The sequence below is a fragment of the Uliginosibacterium gangwonense DSM 18521 genome, assembly GCF_000373965.1.
Taxonomy (GTDB): Bacteria; Pseudomonadota; Gammaproteobacteria; order Burkholderiales; family Rhodocyclaceae; genus Uliginosibacterium; species Uliginosibacterium gangwonense.
Window position 1 is genome coordinate 252,127 of the sequence record NZ_KB892863.1, and the last position, 18,148, is coordinate 270,274.

General features: G+C 45.4%; 17 protein-coding genes. All 17 read left to right on the plus strand.

The window, feature by feature from the left end; genetic code table 11:
* The first annotated feature begins 143 nt into the window (after positions 1–143).
* The 17 genes from B145_RS0117340 (at position 144) to B145_RS0117415 (ending at position 18,146) form a co-directional block, all read left to right on the plus strand.
* Positions 144–815, plus strand: coding sequence for a transglutaminase-like cysteine peptidase (locus B145_RS0117340; protein ID WP_018609031.1), 672 nt, complete (start codon positions 144–146; stop codon positions 813–815).
* 55 nt (positions 816–870) lie between these two features.
* Positions 871–2,811 (plus strand): EAL domain-containing protein, encoded by a 1,941-nt coding sequence (locus tag B145_RS0117345; protein ID WP_083917791.1) that lies wholly within the window; start codon positions 871–873, stop codon positions 2,809–2,811.
* Positions 2,812–3,035: 224 nt separating this feature from the next.
* Positions 3,036–4,442 (plus strand): undecaprenyl-phosphate glucose phosphotransferase, encoded by a 1,407-nt coding sequence (locus tag B145_RS0117355; RefSeq protein WP_157288480.1) that lies wholly within the window; start codon positions 3,036–3,038, stop codon positions 4,440–4,442.
* A 282-nt stretch (positions 4,443–4,724) separates the two neighbouring features.
* Positions 4,725–4,901: a hypothetical protein gene (locus B145_RS28765; RefSeq protein ID WP_157288481.1), complete on the plus strand. Its 177-nt coding sequence runs from the start codon at positions 4,725–4,727 to the stop codon at positions 4,899–4,901.
* An 82-nt stretch (positions 4,902–4,983) separates the two neighbouring features.
* Entirely contained in the window at positions 4,984–6,066 is a 1,083-nt protein-coding gene (locus B145_RS0117360) for a GDP-L-fucose synthase family protein (RefSeq protein ID WP_018609034.1), read from the plus strand.
* Between the two features lie 87 nt (positions 6,067–6,153).
* Positions 6,154–7,272 carry a GDP-mannose 4,6-dehydratase gene (gmd, locus tag B145_RS0117365; RefSeq protein WP_026259250.1) on the plus strand — a complete coding sequence of 373 codons (1,119 nt, stop codon included), beginning with the start codon at positions 6,154–6,156 and terminating at the stop codon, positions 7,270–7,272.
* Positions 7,273–7,309: 37 nt separating this feature from the next.
* On the plus strand, positions 7,310–8,269 hold the full coding sequence (locus B145_RS0117370) for a glycosyltransferase family 92 protein (RefSeq protein WP_018609036.1): 960 nt from the start codon (positions 7,310–7,312) through the stop codon (positions 8,267–8,269).
* Positions 8,270–8,293: 24 nt separating this feature from the next.
* A complete protein-coding gene (locus B145_RS0117375; RefSeq protein ID WP_018609037.1) occupies positions 8,294–9,652 on the plus strand; it encodes a lipopolysaccharide biosynthesis protein in 1,359 nt (452 codons plus the stop codon).
* Positions 9,653–9,659: 7 nt separating this feature from the next.
* The gene (locus B145_RS28215) at positions 9,660–10,262 is read left to right on the plus strand and encodes an acyltransferase (protein WP_086010502.1); all 603 of its coding nucleotides are present in this window, start codon (positions 9,660–9,662) and stop codon (positions 10,260–10,262) included.
* A gap of 3 nt (positions 10,263–10,265) precedes the next feature.
* Positions 10,266–11,390 (plus strand): glycosyltransferase family 4 protein, encoded by a 1,125-nt coding sequence (locus B145_RS0117380; RefSeq protein WP_026259251.1) that lies wholly within the window; start codon positions 10,266–10,268, stop codon positions 11,388–11,390.
* 1 nt (position 11,391) lies between these two features.
* Positions 11,392–12,645, plus strand: coding sequence for a hypothetical protein (locus B145_RS0117385; RefSeq protein WP_018609039.1), 1,254 nt, complete (start codon positions 11,392–11,394; stop codon positions 12,643–12,645).
* Between the two features lie 23 nt (positions 12,646–12,668).
* Entirely contained in the window at positions 12,669–13,664 is a 996-nt protein-coding gene (locus B145_RS0117390; RefSeq protein WP_018609040.1) for a hypothetical protein, read from the plus strand.
* A gap of 9 nt (positions 13,665–13,673) precedes the next feature.
* Positions 13,674–14,378 (plus strand): LbetaH domain-containing protein, encoded by a 705-nt coding sequence (locus B145_RS0117395; protein WP_018609041.1) that lies wholly within the window; start codon positions 13,674–13,676, stop codon positions 14,376–14,378.
* A 21-nt stretch (positions 14,379–14,399) separates the two neighbouring features.
* Positions 14,400–15,233 carry a glycosyltransferase family 2 protein gene (locus B145_RS26105; RefSeq protein ID WP_018609042.1) on the plus strand — a complete coding sequence of 278 codons (834 nt, stop codon included), beginning with the start codon at positions 14,400–14,402 and terminating at the stop codon, positions 15,231–15,233.
* A 5-nt stretch (positions 15,234–15,238) separates the two neighbouring features.
* Positions 15,239–16,390: a glycosyltransferase gene (locus B145_RS0117405; RefSeq protein WP_018609043.1), complete on the plus strand. Its 1,152-nt coding sequence runs from the start codon at positions 15,239–15,241 to the stop codon at positions 16,388–16,390.
* 5 nt (positions 16,391–16,395) lie between these two features.
* Positions 16,396–16,944: a putative colanic acid biosynthesis acetyltransferase gene (locus B145_RS0117410; protein WP_018609044.1), complete on the plus strand. Its 549-nt coding sequence runs from the start codon at positions 16,396–16,398 to the stop codon at positions 16,942–16,944.
* A 2-nt stretch (positions 16,945–16,946) separates the two neighbouring features.
* The gene (locus B145_RS0117415) at positions 16,947–18,146 is read left to right on the plus strand and encodes a glycosyltransferase family 4 protein (protein ID WP_018609045.1); all 1,200 of its coding nucleotides are present in this window, start codon (positions 16,947–16,949) and stop codon (positions 18,144–18,146) included.
* The last annotated feature ends 2 nt before the right edge of the window (positions 18,147–18,148 follow it).

The window sequence follows — 18,148 nt, forward strand, 5'->3', positions numbered from 1 at the left end:
CATCCCGCCGATAAATGGGCCGTGAGGGGGCAAGGGGAGTGCGACTGGAAACTGGTGTTATCGCCGCTAGATGCTTACCTCCCCACGTATAAATGATAACCCCCACAAAGTCCATACGATTTTTGTGTAGGAATGGCACTTTTTTGACATTTGCCCTTAGAAAAATTTTACGCCTCAGCCAACTCGCCATGGTAATGGCAATTTTAGGCACGGCGCTGTCTTGGGGATCTGTAGATATAGACCGGATGCGTCAATATATCACTACTCACTATGGCTACCAGGGCGTTCGCAATTATAAAGATTGGCGCGCTTTGCTAGTTGAACTCGAAATGTCATCGGAGTCGGACAAGCTGGTCAAGATCAACGATTTCTTTAACCGTCGTATGGAATATGCAGAGGATATAGTGGTCTGGCGTCAAGATGACTATTGGGCGACCCCTTTGGAGTTTCTAGGGAAGGGGGCAGGAGATTGCGAAGATTACGTCATCGCCAAATACTTTAGCCTTATAGAAGTAGGAGTAGATAGGCGCAAATTGCGGTGGATTTATGTTATGGCCAGCATCGGCAACACACCTCCACAAGCACACATGGTACTGGGGTATTACTCAAGCCCGAATGCTGAACCGTACATTCTGGACATTCTTAATCCAAACATTCTTTTAGCCAGCCGCCGGCCAGATCTCGTTGCTGTTTTCAGTTTCAATAGTGATGGTATATGGAAAACGACAAGCATTGAAAAAACAGGCACCGTCAGCCAGCTCTCCAGATGGCAGGATCTTATGCGAAAGATGAAGGAGGAAGGTTATGAGCCGTAAATATCCTATTACTATTACACGTATCAATAGAATTTTTCGATAAGGGGCATGTGCTATGTCACTGCTAGGCCGTTTATGGTTCAGTGTGTTTATGGCCATGCTCTTAGGCTTATTCGGGTGCTTTGGGGTCAGTGTATACACCGCGAGAAATTATCTGACCCAGCAGCTATTAGCGCAGGCCAATGATGGTGCAGCCTCGCTCGCGTTGTCTATGTCGCAACAAAAAAAAAATCCAGCCATGCGGGAACTGCTGGTGACCGCGCTGTTCGATTCAGGGCATTTTGAATCCATTATTTACCGAGACGCCAATGGGGAAATCGAAGTTGAACGGCACACGACGGCTCCTGACCCTTTGGCTCCTTTGTGGTTTGTACGCCTAATTCCTTTGGAGGCGCCTCCAGGAGAAGCACTGGTCTCAGATGGATGGACACAAATGGGCAAGGTTGAGGTGCGTGCCAGCGCGCGCTATGCCTACACTGAGTTGTGGAATGGAACCCTCCAGCTGGCAATGATGTTGGGGAGCATCGGCGTGATGTTATGCCTGATTGTGGCCTTGTTGATGCGGTGGGCAGCAAAGCCTTTACGAGCGATTGTCGGGCAGGCGGTGGCCATAGGCTTTCGTCGTTTCATGACTCTGCCAGAACCTCAGGTGCCAGAGTTGCGCCTGATTGGTCGGGCCATGAATACCATGGTTCGCCGCGTGCAAGCCATGTTCAATGAACAGGCGGCGAGAATCGAGCAATTGCGTAATGAGAGCAACCGTGACAGCTTGACCCAACTCCCCAATAGAAATGTGTTCATTGGGGGGGTGAATTCAATCATGCATGATGAGCAGGCCGCGCCAGCGGGTATTGCAGCCGTTGTGCGCATACAGGATCTAGCTGGTATCAATCACCGGCTTGGCCGTGATCGTGCAGATCTGCTGATCAAAACAATCGCCAATCTCTTGAAGACCATCACTTTGCAATTTGATGACAGTGCAACGGTTGCGCGGTTGAACGGAGCTGATTTCGGATTGATATTACCCACACTCGATGCTGAACTAATCAAACAGCTGTGTACACAATTACTTAAAGGATTTGATGATCTATATCGACAGGACTATACCGACCGTGATCAGATTGCGGCCATCGGATGGACGGTGTACAAACGTGGAGAAACTGCCACCGATATTATGCTCAGGATGGATGCTTGTCTGATGCAAGCCGAAGCCGCAACGCCTGCTGTAGCCGGTGATGCAGGTACACACCCATATATTGCCGTACCGAGCGATGAGTGGCGTACCCGGTTCCAGCAGGCCTTGAAGCGGAAAAGCTTTCACCTTGCCTTTTTCCCGGTTCTCAGGATTGACGGAAGCCTCATCCATCACGAGGCCATGCTCAGGATGGAAGATACCGGCAGTCAAGAGACGCATATTTTGACTGCAGGCCAATTCATGCCAGCAGCTAGCAGGCTAGAAATGACAGCAGAGGTGGATCTGCTCACTCTGGAATTGGCTGTTGACTATCTCCAGAATAAGCCTCAAGACGATATTGCCGTCAATATTTCTTCCCTCTCTTTGTCAAATCCCTATTTCTTACAAAGTATTCGTACTCAACTGCAGCGCGCTGGGGCACTTGCTCGACATTTGTGGATTGAATTGTCTGAACGCACACTCCCTGAAGACGGGGATCTTAATAGACTTAATGAGTTTGCCCACCTGCTCAGTGAGGCAGGGTGCAAATTAGGTATTGAGCACTTTGGGCGCCACTTTTCAGCCATGCCCCGTTTACATGCGATGAGCGTTGACTATTTAAAACTGGATGGTTCATTTGTTACCAATATAGAGCAACATGATGGCAACCAGCGTTTTGTCAAAGCTGTGATAGATGTTGCCAATAGCCTTGAAATCGAGGTAATCGCAGAGCGAGTCGCCAGTGAAGCTGAGTGGGCCAAGTTAGCCGCACTCGGAGTTTTTGGAGTAACTGGTCCAGCAGCGACCAAACGCTTTAACTGAATAGTAGAAGTTATAAAAAGCCTAGTCTATTGAAAAATATGTACTATTTCAGACTCGTATATATCGTTTTGATTATGCTATTGGTGCATTTGTTTAAAATATTTCATTTTGTTTTCTGCCTCTTTGTACAGCAAGTTTTTGATTTTTAGTGTGATATTGTTCCTACATAATATTGTGTACTACCTTAATAATAAGAGCATTGCTTCTGACAGACTCAGAGTGGAATGGACACAACCTCTCACGCATTTTCATGGGTACACCAGCATGACGATACACACTATCGTTTCCCGTTGATACGAGGGTTGGAGACGGTTTTGGGGCCATGTGTTGCTGTGCTGAGTCTGGCAATCTGCATGAAATGGTATGGAGAGCCCTTCTCCAGACATTACGCAGTTCTTGGCGTTTTAACATTCCTTCTACTTTTTCCAGGCGTTATACACGTCTCGGAGAGCCACTGGCGCATGCTGCTAAATACAATTGTGCGCTGGGCTACGCTATGCCTGACGCTGCAGTTGTTTGGATACGCTACCGGGTACGCGAGATTCTACGATGCCAATCTTGTTGTGTCATGGCAGCTCGTGACTTTGTTCGGCCTTGTGTTCGCCCAAGAAGCATTTCGCTATGTAATGCTGGCCGCAATGGAGCAACTACGCCGTACGGCTATAATTGTTGGAGCTAATGACACAGGAGCGGAATTGGCTCTAAGATTTAAAGCCGACAAATACGCCGGGATCAAGTTTCTGGGGTTTTTCGATGACCGCACCCGTGATCGTCTGAGCACACAGATGGATAATCATCAATTGCTGGGAGCAACTGCGGAGTTGGCAAGCTATGTGAAGTCTCAATCAGTTGATCACATCTATATCTCTTTACCAATGGCGTCTCAGCCGCGCATCCTTGCCTTGTTGAATAGCCTCAAAGATACGACTGCCTCGGTATTTTTCGTCCCAGATATGTTTGTAACAGATTTGATCCAAGGCCGCGTAGATCAGTATGGCGGAATGCCAGTAGTTGCAGTATGTGAAAGTCCATTCACAGGGCTCAACGGAATCATCAAACAGATTGAGGATATTATTCTTTCCGTACTTATCCTGATCCTTATTTCACCGGTCTTGCTTGCTTGTGCACTGGCAGTGCGCATGTCGTCTCCAGGCCCGATCATCTTCAAGCAGTTACGATATGGACTGGACAGCAAAAAGATATTTGTTTACAAGTTTCGCTCAATGACCACACAAGACAACGGGGAAGTGGTCCAGCAAGCCAAGCGAAACGATGTGCGAATAACCCCCGTGGGTGCATTCCTACGCCGCACCTCCCTAGACGAGCTCCCTCAATTCATCAATGTACTACAGGGACGTATGAGCATCGTCGGTCCCAGACCTCATGCAGTGGCCCACAATGAGCAGTACCGCCAGTTGATCAAGGGCTATATGGTTCGGCACAAGGTACGCCCGGGAATTACCGGGCTTGCCCAGGTTGCTGGTGCGCGTGGCGAGACAGAGACCCTGGACAAGATGGAAAGAAGAATCCGGCTGGATCTGGAATACCTGCGTAACTGGTCGTTGATGCTGGACCTCAAGATCATCATTCGCACCATTTTAGTGGTTTTGAAAGATGATACTGCGTATTAGTGGCGCATTCTTTTGCCCAAATAGTGTACGCAATATCAAAACTATCAAGTAAGACAGATCTCTATAGCTTCTCTTGCCCATGAGATGATAGTCGGTGGATGTTTGCTTTTCTTGGGAAGGTTGATGCAAAGGAAATAGGTGTCAATCTGGGCAGGTCTCGATTTCACTGCTTTCCACCACGATATATTTGGGATGAAATCGTGAATTTGTGATCTATTCGATAATTGAAATTAGTTATCTAGGTTCACAAGTGTCACGCACACATCCATTAGGAGGTTAGCGATGAGTTTATTCATCCGTTGTGCGGTGGTATGCCTAGCAAGTTTAGGGGTCATTCTTTTAAGCACCGAAACACCAAAAATCCATCCCGGAATTGGCATTAAACCTGGTAACGAGCTTGCTCTATCAACTTCAGCCTTAACGGTCAATGAACGAGATCGTGTTGTAGCAAGAAAGTGAGTCAAGCGCCATGTCAACCTGACATGCTCTTTGTAAAGTAGTTATTTCTGCGCATTTATGCAACCTATAATAGGTGTAGCTTATGCTTTCAAGTTCTCGTATCTTCGTAGCAGGCCACAAAGGGATGGTTGGTTCTGCCATTGTCCGACAACTGCTCACGCTCGGGATATCGCCTGAAAACATCATTACGAAGACCCATCATCAGCTTGACCTGACGGATCACCTGGCGATTCGTTACTTTTTCCAGCAAGAGGCCATTGACCAGATTTATCTGGCAGCAGCCAAAGTGGGGGGCATACACGCCAACAATACTTATCCGGCTGAATTCATTTACAGCAACCTAATGATCGAAACCGGGGTCATCCATGAAGCTTGGCGTGCAGGGATCTGTAAGCTGCTATTCCTTGGATCTAGCTGCATTTACCCCAAGCAAGTACCTCAGCCAATGACGGAAGAAGCGCTGTTGACCGGGTTGCTTGAAGCAACCAATGAACCCTATGCGATTGCCAAAATCGCAGGAATCAAACTTTGCGAGAGCTATAACCGCCAATATGGCACAGACTATCGTAGCGTTATGCCAACCAATCTCTATGGGCCAGGCGACAACTACCATCTAGCCAACAGTCACGTTTTGCCCGCCATGATCCGAAAATTCCATCTAGCCAAACTCGCAATGGAACAGGATCTACCCGGCATTATTGCCAATCAGCAGCGCTATGGTGAAATTCCGTCCGACATCAAATCCATGATCGGACTCAGTCCTACCGAACCGATTACCCTGAGTAACCCCCTCAAGCCAACTGGAGTTGTGACCTTATGGGGAACAGGCACTCCGTATCGGGAATTTCTACATGTTGACGACATGGCTGCCGCTAGCATCCATGTAATGAATCTCGACAAATCTATCTATGAAACACACACACGTCCGATGTTGAGTCATATTAACGTCGGCTATGGTTCCGACCTCACCATTCGAGACATTGCTGAAAAAGTCGCACAGATTGTTGGATATACAGGACGCATCGAATTTGATGCCAACAAACCTGATGGAACCCCAAAAAAACTCATGGACAGCTCCAGATTACAGAGCCTTGGCTGGCAAGCCCAGATCAATCTGGAAGCGGGACTCAAAGATACCTATCAATCCTATCTCTCAGCACATTGATGCCAGCTTGCAGCTGCTTCTATTAGTCTTGTCTCCAGTATTTGAGTGTTGGTACCGTCTGTAAAACCTGTGATAAAAGCTCTCGACATGAAAAAAGCACTGATAACTGGTATTACCGGCCAAGATGGCTCTTACCTTGCTGAGTTCCTCCTAGAAAAAGGCTACGAAGTGCACGGCATCAAGCGCCGCGCCTCCCAATTTAATACACAGCGAATCGATCATATCTATCAGGATCCTCATATCGAAAATGCTCGATTCAAACTTCATTACGGTGATTTGACAGACACAAGCAATCTTACCCGAATTTTGCGCGAAGTTGTACCCGACGAGGTCTACAACCTCGGCGCCCAGTCCCATGTGGCAGTGAGCTTTGAATCACCTGAATATACCGCCGATGTAGATGCATTGGGAGCACTCAGACTATTAGAAGCGATCCGATTCCTGGGGCTTGAAAGAAAGACCCGCTTCTATCAAGCATCTACCTCTGAACTTTTCGGACTTGTACAAGAAATCCCGCAAAAAGAAACGACTCCGTTCTATCCTCGTAGCCCTTACGCGGTTGCAAAGTTATATGCATATTGGATTACTGTAAACTACAGGGAAGCATATGGAATATATGCCTGTAACGGTATTCTTTTTAACCACGAATCTCCACGTCGGGGGGAAACCTTCGTCACCAGAAAAATTACTCGTGGCTTGGCTAATATCGCTCAAGGTTTGGAGAGTTGTTTGTACATGGGAAACATCGATTCGCTGCGTGACTGGGGCCACGCTAAAGACTATATTCGAATGCAGTGGCTTATGCTTCAACAAGAAAAAGCTGATGACTACGTTGTCGCAACTGGGCGCCAATACACCGTTCGTCAATTCATCGATTGGAGTGCCATGGAACTAGGTATTCACCTTGCGTTTGAAGGCGAGGGAGAAAACGAAATTGCGCGGGTTTTACGTGTGGACGGGGCTAATGCATTTGCCGTCAAACCTGGCGATGTAATCGTACGTATTGACCCACGTTATTTCCGTCCAGCCGAAGTACTCACTTTGCTTGGTGATCCAGAAAAAGCAAAGAATCGACTCGGTTGGGAACCTGAAATTAGCGTCAGGCAGATGTGCGCAGAAATGGTCAAAAATGACCTCAAGGAGGCAAAACAGTATGCCCTGCTAAAGGCACACGGTTACGACTTGCCAGTGTGTACGGAATATTGATGATTTTTTCTCAGGATCTATTTCATGAGGGATGCACATGACCTTCCTGCATAACTTAGTTTATAGACACTATTTCTTGGTCACCCTGCGCGGGCATATCGGGTATTTCCTGAGGTATCTGCACTTCAAATTCACAAACCGACTTATTTCCATATTGCCAAACCGGAATGTGCCGAGAAAGTACTATCTAAGTGCATGCGTTAGAATAAAGAATGAAGCCAGATTTATGCCGGAGTTTTTGGCCTATTACAAATCGCTGGGATTCGAGCATGTATATATATATGACAATAATAGTACTGACGAAATCAGTCAGATTCTAAAGCCTTTTATAGACGAGGCCTTTGTGTCTATTGTTGACTGGCCGCGAGTTCCTGCATATCCAAGCTGCTATATCGACTTCTTTTCCACAAAAGCATGTGAATCGAAATGGGTGGCCTTTGTTGATGCTGATGAGTTCATTGTTGAAAAAAAACAAGGCGAATTGCTTTCGCTTTTGAAATCAACAAGAGCAAGCTCTATTGGAATAAATTGGAGAATGTACGGTAGTAGCGGACACGAAAAATTACCCAGTGGGCTTGTTATAGAAAATTTTTTAATGACAGATGAAAAATACAATGCCCACGTAAAAGTGGTGGTTGACCCTGCCAAAGTCACTGGGTTGTGGAATTCACACAACTTCTTCTATAAGCATCTTAGGTATTCGGTCTCGGCGACCGGGCAGGTTTTTTGGGGAACATTCGTTCGTCCATCAAAAAATGCAGTTGTTTGGATTAATCACTATGTCTATCGATCTAAAGAGGACTCGTTGCGAAAAGCGACCCAAGGGTATGTTGACCCCCAAGGCTATATACAAAAAGCCAGAACTTTGGAAACAATTAATCAGGAGTTTGACAATCATAATGAGGTAGAAAAAGCGATGACCCCTGAAAAATTGTGCGAAGTCAAAAACATCATGATTGCGATGGGGTACTCCAGCCCCTACGTATGTACGGACTAGAGCCTTATAAATAGCAACCTGATTATGACGATGAAATCAAAACTCATCCAGAACTTTGGTGCTAATGCTTTCGGGCAATTGGTCACCATACTGATTCAGTTAGTCAGTGTCCCCTTGTTTCTATATTTCTGGGGTGTCTCAACCTATGGAGAATGGCTGGTTCTGAGTTCGATCCCTATGTACCTGTCTTTAAGCGATATAGGGTTCGCATCCGTTGCAGCCAACGATATGACCATGAAAGTCGCCAAGGGGGACAGAGCAGGCGCTTTGTGTTCCTATCAAAGCATTTGGGTACTTATCAGCATGGTTTCCATCTTGATCGCCTTGCTTTTTATTGCCGGCACGGAAATCGCTAACGTATCCTCATTGCTCTCTATCAAAAGCATAGGCGAGTCAAAATCCAAATATGTCATATTAATACTCGTCAGTTACGTCCTGATTGGACTGCAAGCCAATATTTTTAACACCGCTTATCGTGCGGTTGGTCACTATGCGTACGGCACCTTGCTGGGCAATGCAGCGAGGTTGATCGAATGGTCTGTATCCGTATTGGTTCTATGGTGTAAGGGCGATGTACAAACGCTCGCCCTATCCATGTTGGCATGCAAGGCAGCCACAACCATCGTGATTCTCACTCTTTCCATCAAACTAAGCCCATGGCTCAAACTTGGCTTTGCCCATGCCAGGATTTCTGAAATTCGCCGTCTTTTTAAACCCGCACTTGCCTTCATTGCCTTTCCCTTGGGGTTGGCTCTTGCCCTGCAAGGGATGATTCTGGTCATAGGAATTGTCCTCGGTTCAGCAGCAGTCGTCATCTACTCCACCTACCGCACCCTCACGAGATTTCTCGTGCAGATGGTGACATTGCTGAATCAGTCCGCTTGGCCAGAAATATCTGCCGCTTACGGCGAAAAAAGAATGGATATCGTTTCCCAATTGCACGGCAAGATTTCCGCCATCACATTCTGGATGGGCTTACTTGCCGTAACACTGCTCTCGTTTTTTGGGAAATGGATCGTCAGTGTATGGACACATCACTCCTTCGAGCAGAACAGCATATTGCTCATGCTCATGTTACTTGCCGCATTTACCAATGTGTTGTGGCAAACCAGCTGGGTCCTACTGATGGCTACCAATCAACATCAAAAGATTACTCTAGCCTTTATTACAGCGACGGCCAGCTCATTGCTACTCAGCTATTTGATTATGCCCCTGGTAGGGCTCAATGGCGTCGGCCTAGTCATGATCCTTTGCGAACTTCCCATGCTCTATATAACCGTTGGGCACGCCCTAAACATGTTGAACGAAACGTGGCCAAAATACCTATCCGAACTGGTTTCAGATAGAAGCTTCTGGACAAAACCTCTTTGGATGTCACGATAGAGATACCATGAAAAATGCGATTCCCTACAACGATAGCATTCGATCAAGAACAGTCCTAAGATATTACAAGGGGCTCCTTCCCCGCTATCTGAATTATCTAAAAAATAACTTCATTGTCTGGGTGGCAAGACGTAACGGCGCAATCATTGGCGAATGCGTGACCATGCCCTACGCACTGGCGAAGAAAGCCAATAAAAACCTGCGAGTCGGCAGCCATACATCCATTCAGTCGTCGAAAATTGATCTCCGCTCACCGGTAGAGATCGGAAGCAAGGTCATTATAGGTAATGATGTAGAAATTATGACGGCTAGTCATAATGTTGATTCTCCATATTGGGAATACAAGACATATGGAATTGAAATAGAAGATTATTGTTGGTTAGCAACAAGAGTATTTGTTTTGCCCTCGTGCCGACGAATCGGACGGGGTGCAATTTGCGCCGCAGGTTCTGTGATTGTGTCCAATATTAAGTCAATGGATATTGTTACAGGGAATCCTGCCTATGTCTTACGCAAGCGAACTGTTGTTCATATTGGGTTATGTGTCGAGTCTTTGTTGGGAAATGACTATACGGCATATACACAGTCAAGAACAAGTAGTCAGGGATAGTATATGAAAATAAATATAGCAGCCTCCCATCGTTTTCATTTGCTCGATTTGGCTATTGAGTTGGAAAAACTTGGTCATGATGTAAGGTTCTATTCATTTGTTCCTAGAAATAGAGCTGTTAGGTATGGTTTGAAAAAAAAATGTAGTGTTTCACTTTTTATTCCAATGATTCCATTTTTAGCACTATTCAAGATAAGTAAAGGATCGTATTGGTCTATACGAATTTTGCACTGCCTACTGGATTGGTGCGTATCTATATTAATGAGACCATGTGATGTTTGTATTGCACTCGGTACTGTTTATGATTTGTCTATAAATAAAGCTAAAAAAAAGTATGGTTCTGTTGTAATTTTGGAATGGGGAAGTAAGCATATAGAAGAGCAGCAAAGAATTCTAAATGAAATACCTGAAGTAAAAAAGCAGCCTAAATATTTTACGGATAGAACTGTGCGCACCTATGAGTCCGCAGACTACATAGCAATACCGTCTGAGCATGTTGAACGCAGTTTTGTTGAAAGAAAAATCCCCGTTAAAAAAATTTTTAGAAATCCATATGGGGTAAATATTTCGATGTTTCACCCTACTAAATTAGACCAAAAAGATACTTACGACATCATAACAGTAGGTTCATGGAGTTATCAGAAAGGGTCTGATATTTTGGTGGAAGTATGTAAAGAAAAGAAATATCGCCTTATGCATGTTGGATCTTTAGTTGATGTTGATTTTCCTTCGGACAATAACTTCACGCATGTGGATAGAGTGGATCAGACACTTCTTGTTGGTTATTACGCCAAGGCAAAGATTTTCGTTTTGCCATCAAGGCAGGATGGATTGGCGATGGTTCAGCTTCAAGCAATTATTTGCGGGCTGCCTTTGGTGTGTTCTGAGCACACAGGAGGTAGAGATCTAAGATCTATGCTTTTTGATAGCAGGTGGATAATTGAAATGCGTGAATACAATAAGGCCGAACTAGATATTTGCATAAAATGTGCGTTAGATTTGGCGAACACACAAACAGGTGTTCGTTGTTATGTTAATGCCTCTTCCAATTTGCTTTCATGGGATGCATATGGAAAGAGGTATCATGATTTTATATTGGGGTTAAAAACAACAGAATTTGGTATATAGAATGAATAAATTTTCATTAGAAAAATGTGTGTTTTTCCTGTTGGCGATCGCAGGGATTCAATGGGTATTTTTCCCTGGGCATACCACTAGAGTTGCTATTCAATTCTTTTTGTTTGTCGTTATATGCGTGCTGTTATCGGGTGGGGCTACTGGGTTGCTAGCTAAGTGTCTTGATTTTAAAAAGTTATTGTGGGTGTATTTTTACTATGGTTGCGTGGTCGTTGTTCATAGTATTTTTGTAGCAAAAAGCTATGAAGAGTGGAGATATCTTTCTGTTGTGTTTGTTCCGACCTTGCTGTTTCCTGTCTTTTCAATGCTGTCAGCTTCCACAAAATCCTTTTTTTATATATTTGAAGTGTTTATAAAGAATGTATTTCCTTTGTCTTTTATTTTTTGGTTCGTTCAAACTAACGACAAAAACGATGGTTTGTTTTATGTATATTATGCTGCATATATTTATTTAGTATCATTGTTTTTTTGGTATTCGTCATCAAAATATAGGATTGTTATTTTGGCGGCACTAATTAGTTCGTTTGCTTATGATCTAGCGAATAGAGCAAATATGCTTAGCGTGATTTTGTCTGTCTTGATATTGCTGGTTCAGATGATCGTGTACAAAAAAATATTATTTTCAAATAGCAAAGGGAGAGAAATATTTTCTTTGTTAAGAAGGATATTTTTGTTCGGCCCTCTGGTTCTTGTCGCGGCCGCATTGTTGTTTAATTTTAATCCTTTTGTATATATACAGGAGAGTGCAGGAAGCGTAGTTGTGGCCGAAGATGCACTGGGAAGGCCGTTAGTTGTTGATTCAAGAACAGGTATTTATCTTGATGCATACAACTACTTAAATAAAGAGAATGCGTGGATGTTTGGTGGGAGCGCGGTAGCGAGTCCGGACACTGTGTTGGCAGAAAGTAATGAAGGATATGATGATGGACGTTTAGGGGGGAGTGAGTCTGGGTTTTTAACACTTTTGGTGTATGGAGGTATTGCTTATGTTTTTATATATTTCGCAATATGCTATTTATCTTCGTATTTAGCGATTTATTCTTCCAACAATTTATTGTGCAAATCCTTGGGTGTCTTTATCGCCATGAGATGGGCTTTATCGTTCTTGGAGAGCCCATTGTTACTAAACTTCTTATGGATTGTTCACTTTGTTGCTATTGGCTTGGCGTTGTGCCCAGAATTTAGAAAGTTAACGGATAAACAGTTAATTAGTTTTGGGCGTAATAATTGGAAATGTGAAACTTAGACAGTATCCTCTGTGGAGGGGTTATGAAGCTTAGGGATTATGCTGTTAGAGCAGCTAAGCATAGCTATAGATTTTTGGTGAGAAAGAAATTTTTCCCTCCTGAGTGCGACATGGATAGAGCGTCTGCCAACGAAAAGATGTATGCCCTACTTTCTATGTCAAGACCCTGCATGATTTCTAGGTTCGGAACCACCGAACTTAACTGCATCAATAACTATTTGTGTGTAAAAAGTGACCGCACATATTTTAGAAAAGTTTTTGATTATATTTCTGACCAGACGCATACGCCCTGGTGGAATGAAGATCATTTTGAAGTGATGAGTTTGTTTTCTGGCATATTTCCACCGAGCGTGGAAACGAGTGAGCGATTTTCTAGACGTTACTTGGAAGATATTCCTTTGATTGATCTGCTTGGGTCATTTCAATATTACGAGAAGTTCATGCCTCTGTCTGTAGGCGTACAGAAAGTACAGCTCGAAACTTTGTACCCTTTTTTTGTAGAGAATCCATGGACGGCAGTTCTGAAAGGTAAGCGAGTTCTAGTTGTTCATCCATTTGATCATACGATTCGGGAACAGTACAAAAGACGCCGGGAGTTGTTTGATAACTCAGATGTGTTGCCCGACTTTGAACTCATCACACTTCGGGCGGTTCAGTCCGTGGCAGGAACAACGGTTCCTTATAAGGATTGGTTTGAAGCATTGAGCTATATGGAAAATAGAATATCGAATATAGATTTTGATGTCTGCATTTTGGGGTGCGGTGCTTATGGCTTGCCTCTTGCTGCCCATGTGAAGAGAATGGGTAAGCAGGCAGTTCATTTAGGAGGGGGAACGCAGCTTTTATTCGGCATCAAAGGAAAACGTTGGGAGGAGCAGTATGCCAAAGTTTGGAATTATCGGCCAGGTCAGTCAATCGGCATTGATTATTCACCGATTTTTAATGATACATGGGTCTATCCGGCACAGTTTGAAAAGCCTACGCAGGCAAATAAAGTTGAGAACGCTTGCTATTGGTAGGTTTTGTGCATGGTGAATAGAATATTGGGGCATATTTTCTATCACAATTGGGTCGCTATTCTGTATTTTAATTTAAGAATGCTCCCTTGGCGCCAGGCTATACGTTTTCCATTTGATTTTTATCATGACATAAGGTTTCAGTCTTTATCTGGGTGTATTGTGTTTGAAGGGGGCTGTGTTAGAAGAGGGATGATCAAGATCGGCGGGCGTGGATCTGAAATGTTTCCACGAAGCCAGACGATTATCGATCTGAAGGGGACGTGGATTATTCGTGGTCAACTGGAGGTCGGGCATGGTGCGTTGCTCAGGGTGGAAAATAATGGTTTCTTTGAATGTGGCGATAATGTGCGGATTGGTGCGCTGACGAAGGTATTTTGCGTGAATCGCATTACCTTTGGTAATGAAATCGATGTGAGCTGGGAGTGCCAGATTTTCGATACAAATTTTCATTTTTTAATGGATATTGAATCGGGGAAGCTGAATTTACGCGATGGAGAAATTTCGATTGGGGATTTGAACTGGATAGGGAATCGTGTTTCAGTGATGAAAGGGACGCGAACGCCGAGTGAGTGTGTTGTCGCTGCGAACAGTCTGTGCAACCGTGACTACACAGGGCTCCCCACAGGGTCTGTGATTGGAGGTGTTCCTGCTCAGTTGTTGAAAACCGGGAAACGGCGGGTGTTTGAATCAACCCAGGATGTTCCAGGTTTTTGAAACATGCGTATCGGAGGTTCCATGAGTGAGGTTGCAGTTTTGCTGACTTGTTTTAATAGGAGAGAGAAAACGCTGGCCTGTCTTCAGCGTTTGTTTATTCTACGTAGAGATCTGGATGTGTTTCTTGTTGATGATAGTTCTACAGATGGAACCGGTAACGCTGTGGCCGAGTTGTTTCCGCAGGTGCAGGTCATCCAAGGGAATGGTGCTTTGTTCTGGAATCGTGGTATGTATTTGGCTTGGTCAGTTGCGGCCAAGCGGGGCTATCGGTATTACTTATGGGTCAATGATGATGTTGTTGTGTATGAGCATTGTTTGGGGGAGCTCTTTGAGTGTGTGTCGGTCTGTCAAGACAGGGCCGTGTTGGTTGGTCTTGTGGATGCTGGTGATGGACAGGCGATCTATGGTGGAACGGATTCTGCAGGGCGTTTGTTGCAGCCCAATGGTGAGATGCAGGAAGTTTACCACATGAATGGGAACGTGGTTTTGGTTCCGGCGCAGGTTTTTGACATTGTCGGGAATTTGGATCCTGTCTATCACCATGATCTGGGAGATGTGGATTATGGTTATCGAGCGCGTGCCCAAGGTCTATCAGTAGTTACGAGCAAATCGTTTGTCGCTCGGGGTGAGAAAAACGACTTCTGCCGAATTAGATTGTGGGGAAGTGACTTGAGAGCAAGATTTCGTCGTCTCTATTCGCCTTTGGGGAATCCTCCAACCATAAATTTTTATTTCCGTCGGAAACACAAGGGTGTTGTAAACGCTGTGGTGTATTACATGTTTATCCATCTGATCAACATTGCGCCCGATTGGGTTGTCAGGCTCGTTTATGGCAATCGATATATAGGAGCCTGATCGGCATGAGAATTCTTCACATAATTTCATCGATGAATCCGAAGGCTGGTGGTCCGGTTGAAGGCGTGATGCAGATGGCGCATATTCATGCTATATCTGGTGTACATGTGGAAGTAGTGTGTTCCGATGGGATGGATGAGACGTTTCTGAATAAGTTGCCGCTCAAGGCCAATACGCTAGGGAACGGTCTTGGTATCTATTCTTTTAATAATAAGATGGTCGGTTGGATCAAGGAAAATGCATGTAGATTTGATGCGATTGTTGTGAATGGAATTTGGCAATACCATGGGCTTGCCGCTTGGTTGGCACTTAGAAATTCAAAGGTGCCTTATTTTGTCTACACACACGGCATGTTGGATCCTTGGTTTAAGCATACTTATCCGCTCAAGCATGTGAAGAAGTGGATGTATTGGCCTTGGGGCGTTTATCCCTTGTTGCGCGATGCGAGAGCAGTGTTATTCACCTGCGAAGAGGAACGGCGCCTTGCGTCTCAGTCTTTCTGGTTATACAAGGCCAATGAGCGGGTTGTGAAATACGGTGCGGCTACGCCTCCTCAGAATGCGCAGGAGTTACGTGACATGTTCTATGCTCAGTATCCCGAGTTGATTGGTAGACGTTTGTTCCTGTTTTTGAGTCGGATTCAGGAAAAGAAAGGGTGCGATATTCTAATCGAGGCATTTGCGCGGGTCGCATCGTTGGATCCGAATATTGTTTTGGTGATGGCGGGACCGGATCAGACAGGATGGGTGGCTCGCTTGAAAAAATTGGCTGTCTGCTTGGGAGTGGAGAACCGTGTCGTTTGGCCGGGAATGCTGTTAGGGGATTTGAAGTGGGGGGCGTTTTATGCCAGTGATATTTTTGTTTTGCCTTCCCATCAGGAAAATTTTGGTATAGCTGTTGCGGAATCTTTGGGGTGTGGCGTGCCGGTCATCATTTCAAATAAGGTCAATATCTGGTCGGAAATTGTACAAGACGGCGCGGGTTTGGCTGGAGAGGATAACGTTGAGGATACAATCGGCAATTTGCGGACATGGATCGGTTTCAGCGAGGAGAAGAGGCGTGCTATGCGGGCGCAAGCGCGTAAAACTTTTGCTGATCGATATACCGTTCAGCAGATGACTGCGAGTCTTGTCTCAACAATCAAGGAATTGTTGTGACACGCATGCAAGATCTGGCTCAATTCGAATTGCCTGTGGGCTTTCGCGGCAGGGGGGCTGTCTTGGTGCAATTGTGGTGGATTGTGCAGGCTACGTTTTTTCGTTGTTCACCTCAATTTGCCTATCGATTTCGAGCTTGGTTGCTACGTCTGTTTGGTGCTCGGGTAGGCCGGGGAACTGTTATCAGGCCGACGGTGCGCATTACCTATCCATGGAAGGTGTCTATCGGAGACCATGTTTGGATAGGTGATGATGCTGAGTTATATAGTCTGGGCGAAATCGAGATTGGGGCTCATGTGGTGGTGTCGCAACGTAGTTATTTGTGTGCAGCCGATCATGATTATGCAAGAGAGGATTTTTGCATCCGTGCAAAAAAGATCGTGATTGAGGAGCAGGCATGGGTGGCCGCAGATGTGTTTGTAGCCCCCGGAGTGAGGATTGGAAAGGGTGCCGTTATTGGGGCAAGAAGCTCTGTGTTCAAAGACATGCCTGAAAGTATGGTTTGTGTGGGCAGTCCGTGTCAGCCGGTTCGCCCGCGTGTCATGGAAGGGTGAGAATGGGATCGGAATCTGAAGTACTGTTGCTGTCGCCATTCTTTTTCCCGGAATTGATTTCTACCGGGAAATACAATACGTGCTTGGCTGAAGCGCTCGTGCTCCGTGGTGTCAGAGTGAGTGTGGTGTCTTCACATCCTTTGTTTCCGGCATGGAAGGTAATGCCTAGCCGGGACAAAATGGCAGGGGTATCGATCTTCCGGGGCGGGGAGTTTGTGCGCTACCCGGCTTCAACCTTTTTGCGTCGTGCTGTGTTGGAGACATGGTTTGCTTGGCATGTTGTGACGACCTGTCTCTCTCGTCGTATCAAGTCAGAGGTGGTAGTTCCTATCTTCCCACCCAGTCTGTTTTTTTGTGTATTGAGTGCATTTATTTCCCACCGTGTTCGTAAAGTAGGGGTGGTTCACGATCTGCAGGGGGTATATGCTGGGCAGGAGAAAGGCTTGCTCGCTAAGTGGGTAGGGGCTGCGATTCATGCGGTAGAGAAGCGTTGTTTTCAGTCATGCGATCGTTTGATTTTCCTATCTATGTCGATGCAAAATAGGGCTCTTTCAGAGTATGGGCTGTCGCCTAAAAAATGCGTAGTGTGCTATCCCTTTGTGGTGTTGCCAGAATTTTGCTCGGTTGGTGGAGGGAATTTGCGTCATCTATTCCCGCCGGAAAAAACACATATAGTATATTCCGGTGCATTGGGTAATAAGCAAAAACCGGATGGGCTATACACTTTCATGGTGGCTTTGATGAAGTCCGACAAAGATGTCCAATGCCATATATTTTCCGGCGGACCTCATTTCGAGAGGTTGAAGTCTTTGCACGGTTCGGATGGCACAGTAGACTTTCACGATTTGGTTTCTGGCGAAGATTTAGATGAGTTGTATTTGCGCTCCGACATTCAGCTCATTCCTCAGGAGTTGGGAACAGGGGATGGTTCCTTGCCATCGAAACTTCCGAATCTGATGGCAGCGGGTGTCCCGGTATTTGTGATTTGCGATGAGGGGAGCGAAGTTGGTTTGCTGGTCCAGAATGCTAATGCAGGGGCTGTCGTGCACACTTGGAACCCGCAAGAGTTGGTTGATACATTTGGCAAATTCAAACAGGCGCTGGCCGCGGAGACTCGGGCCGTACGGAAGGGCCGTCTGCAGCAATATGTAATCGATAAATTCAATATTGAACATGTTGTTCGCGAGATCTTGCGGAGCTGAGT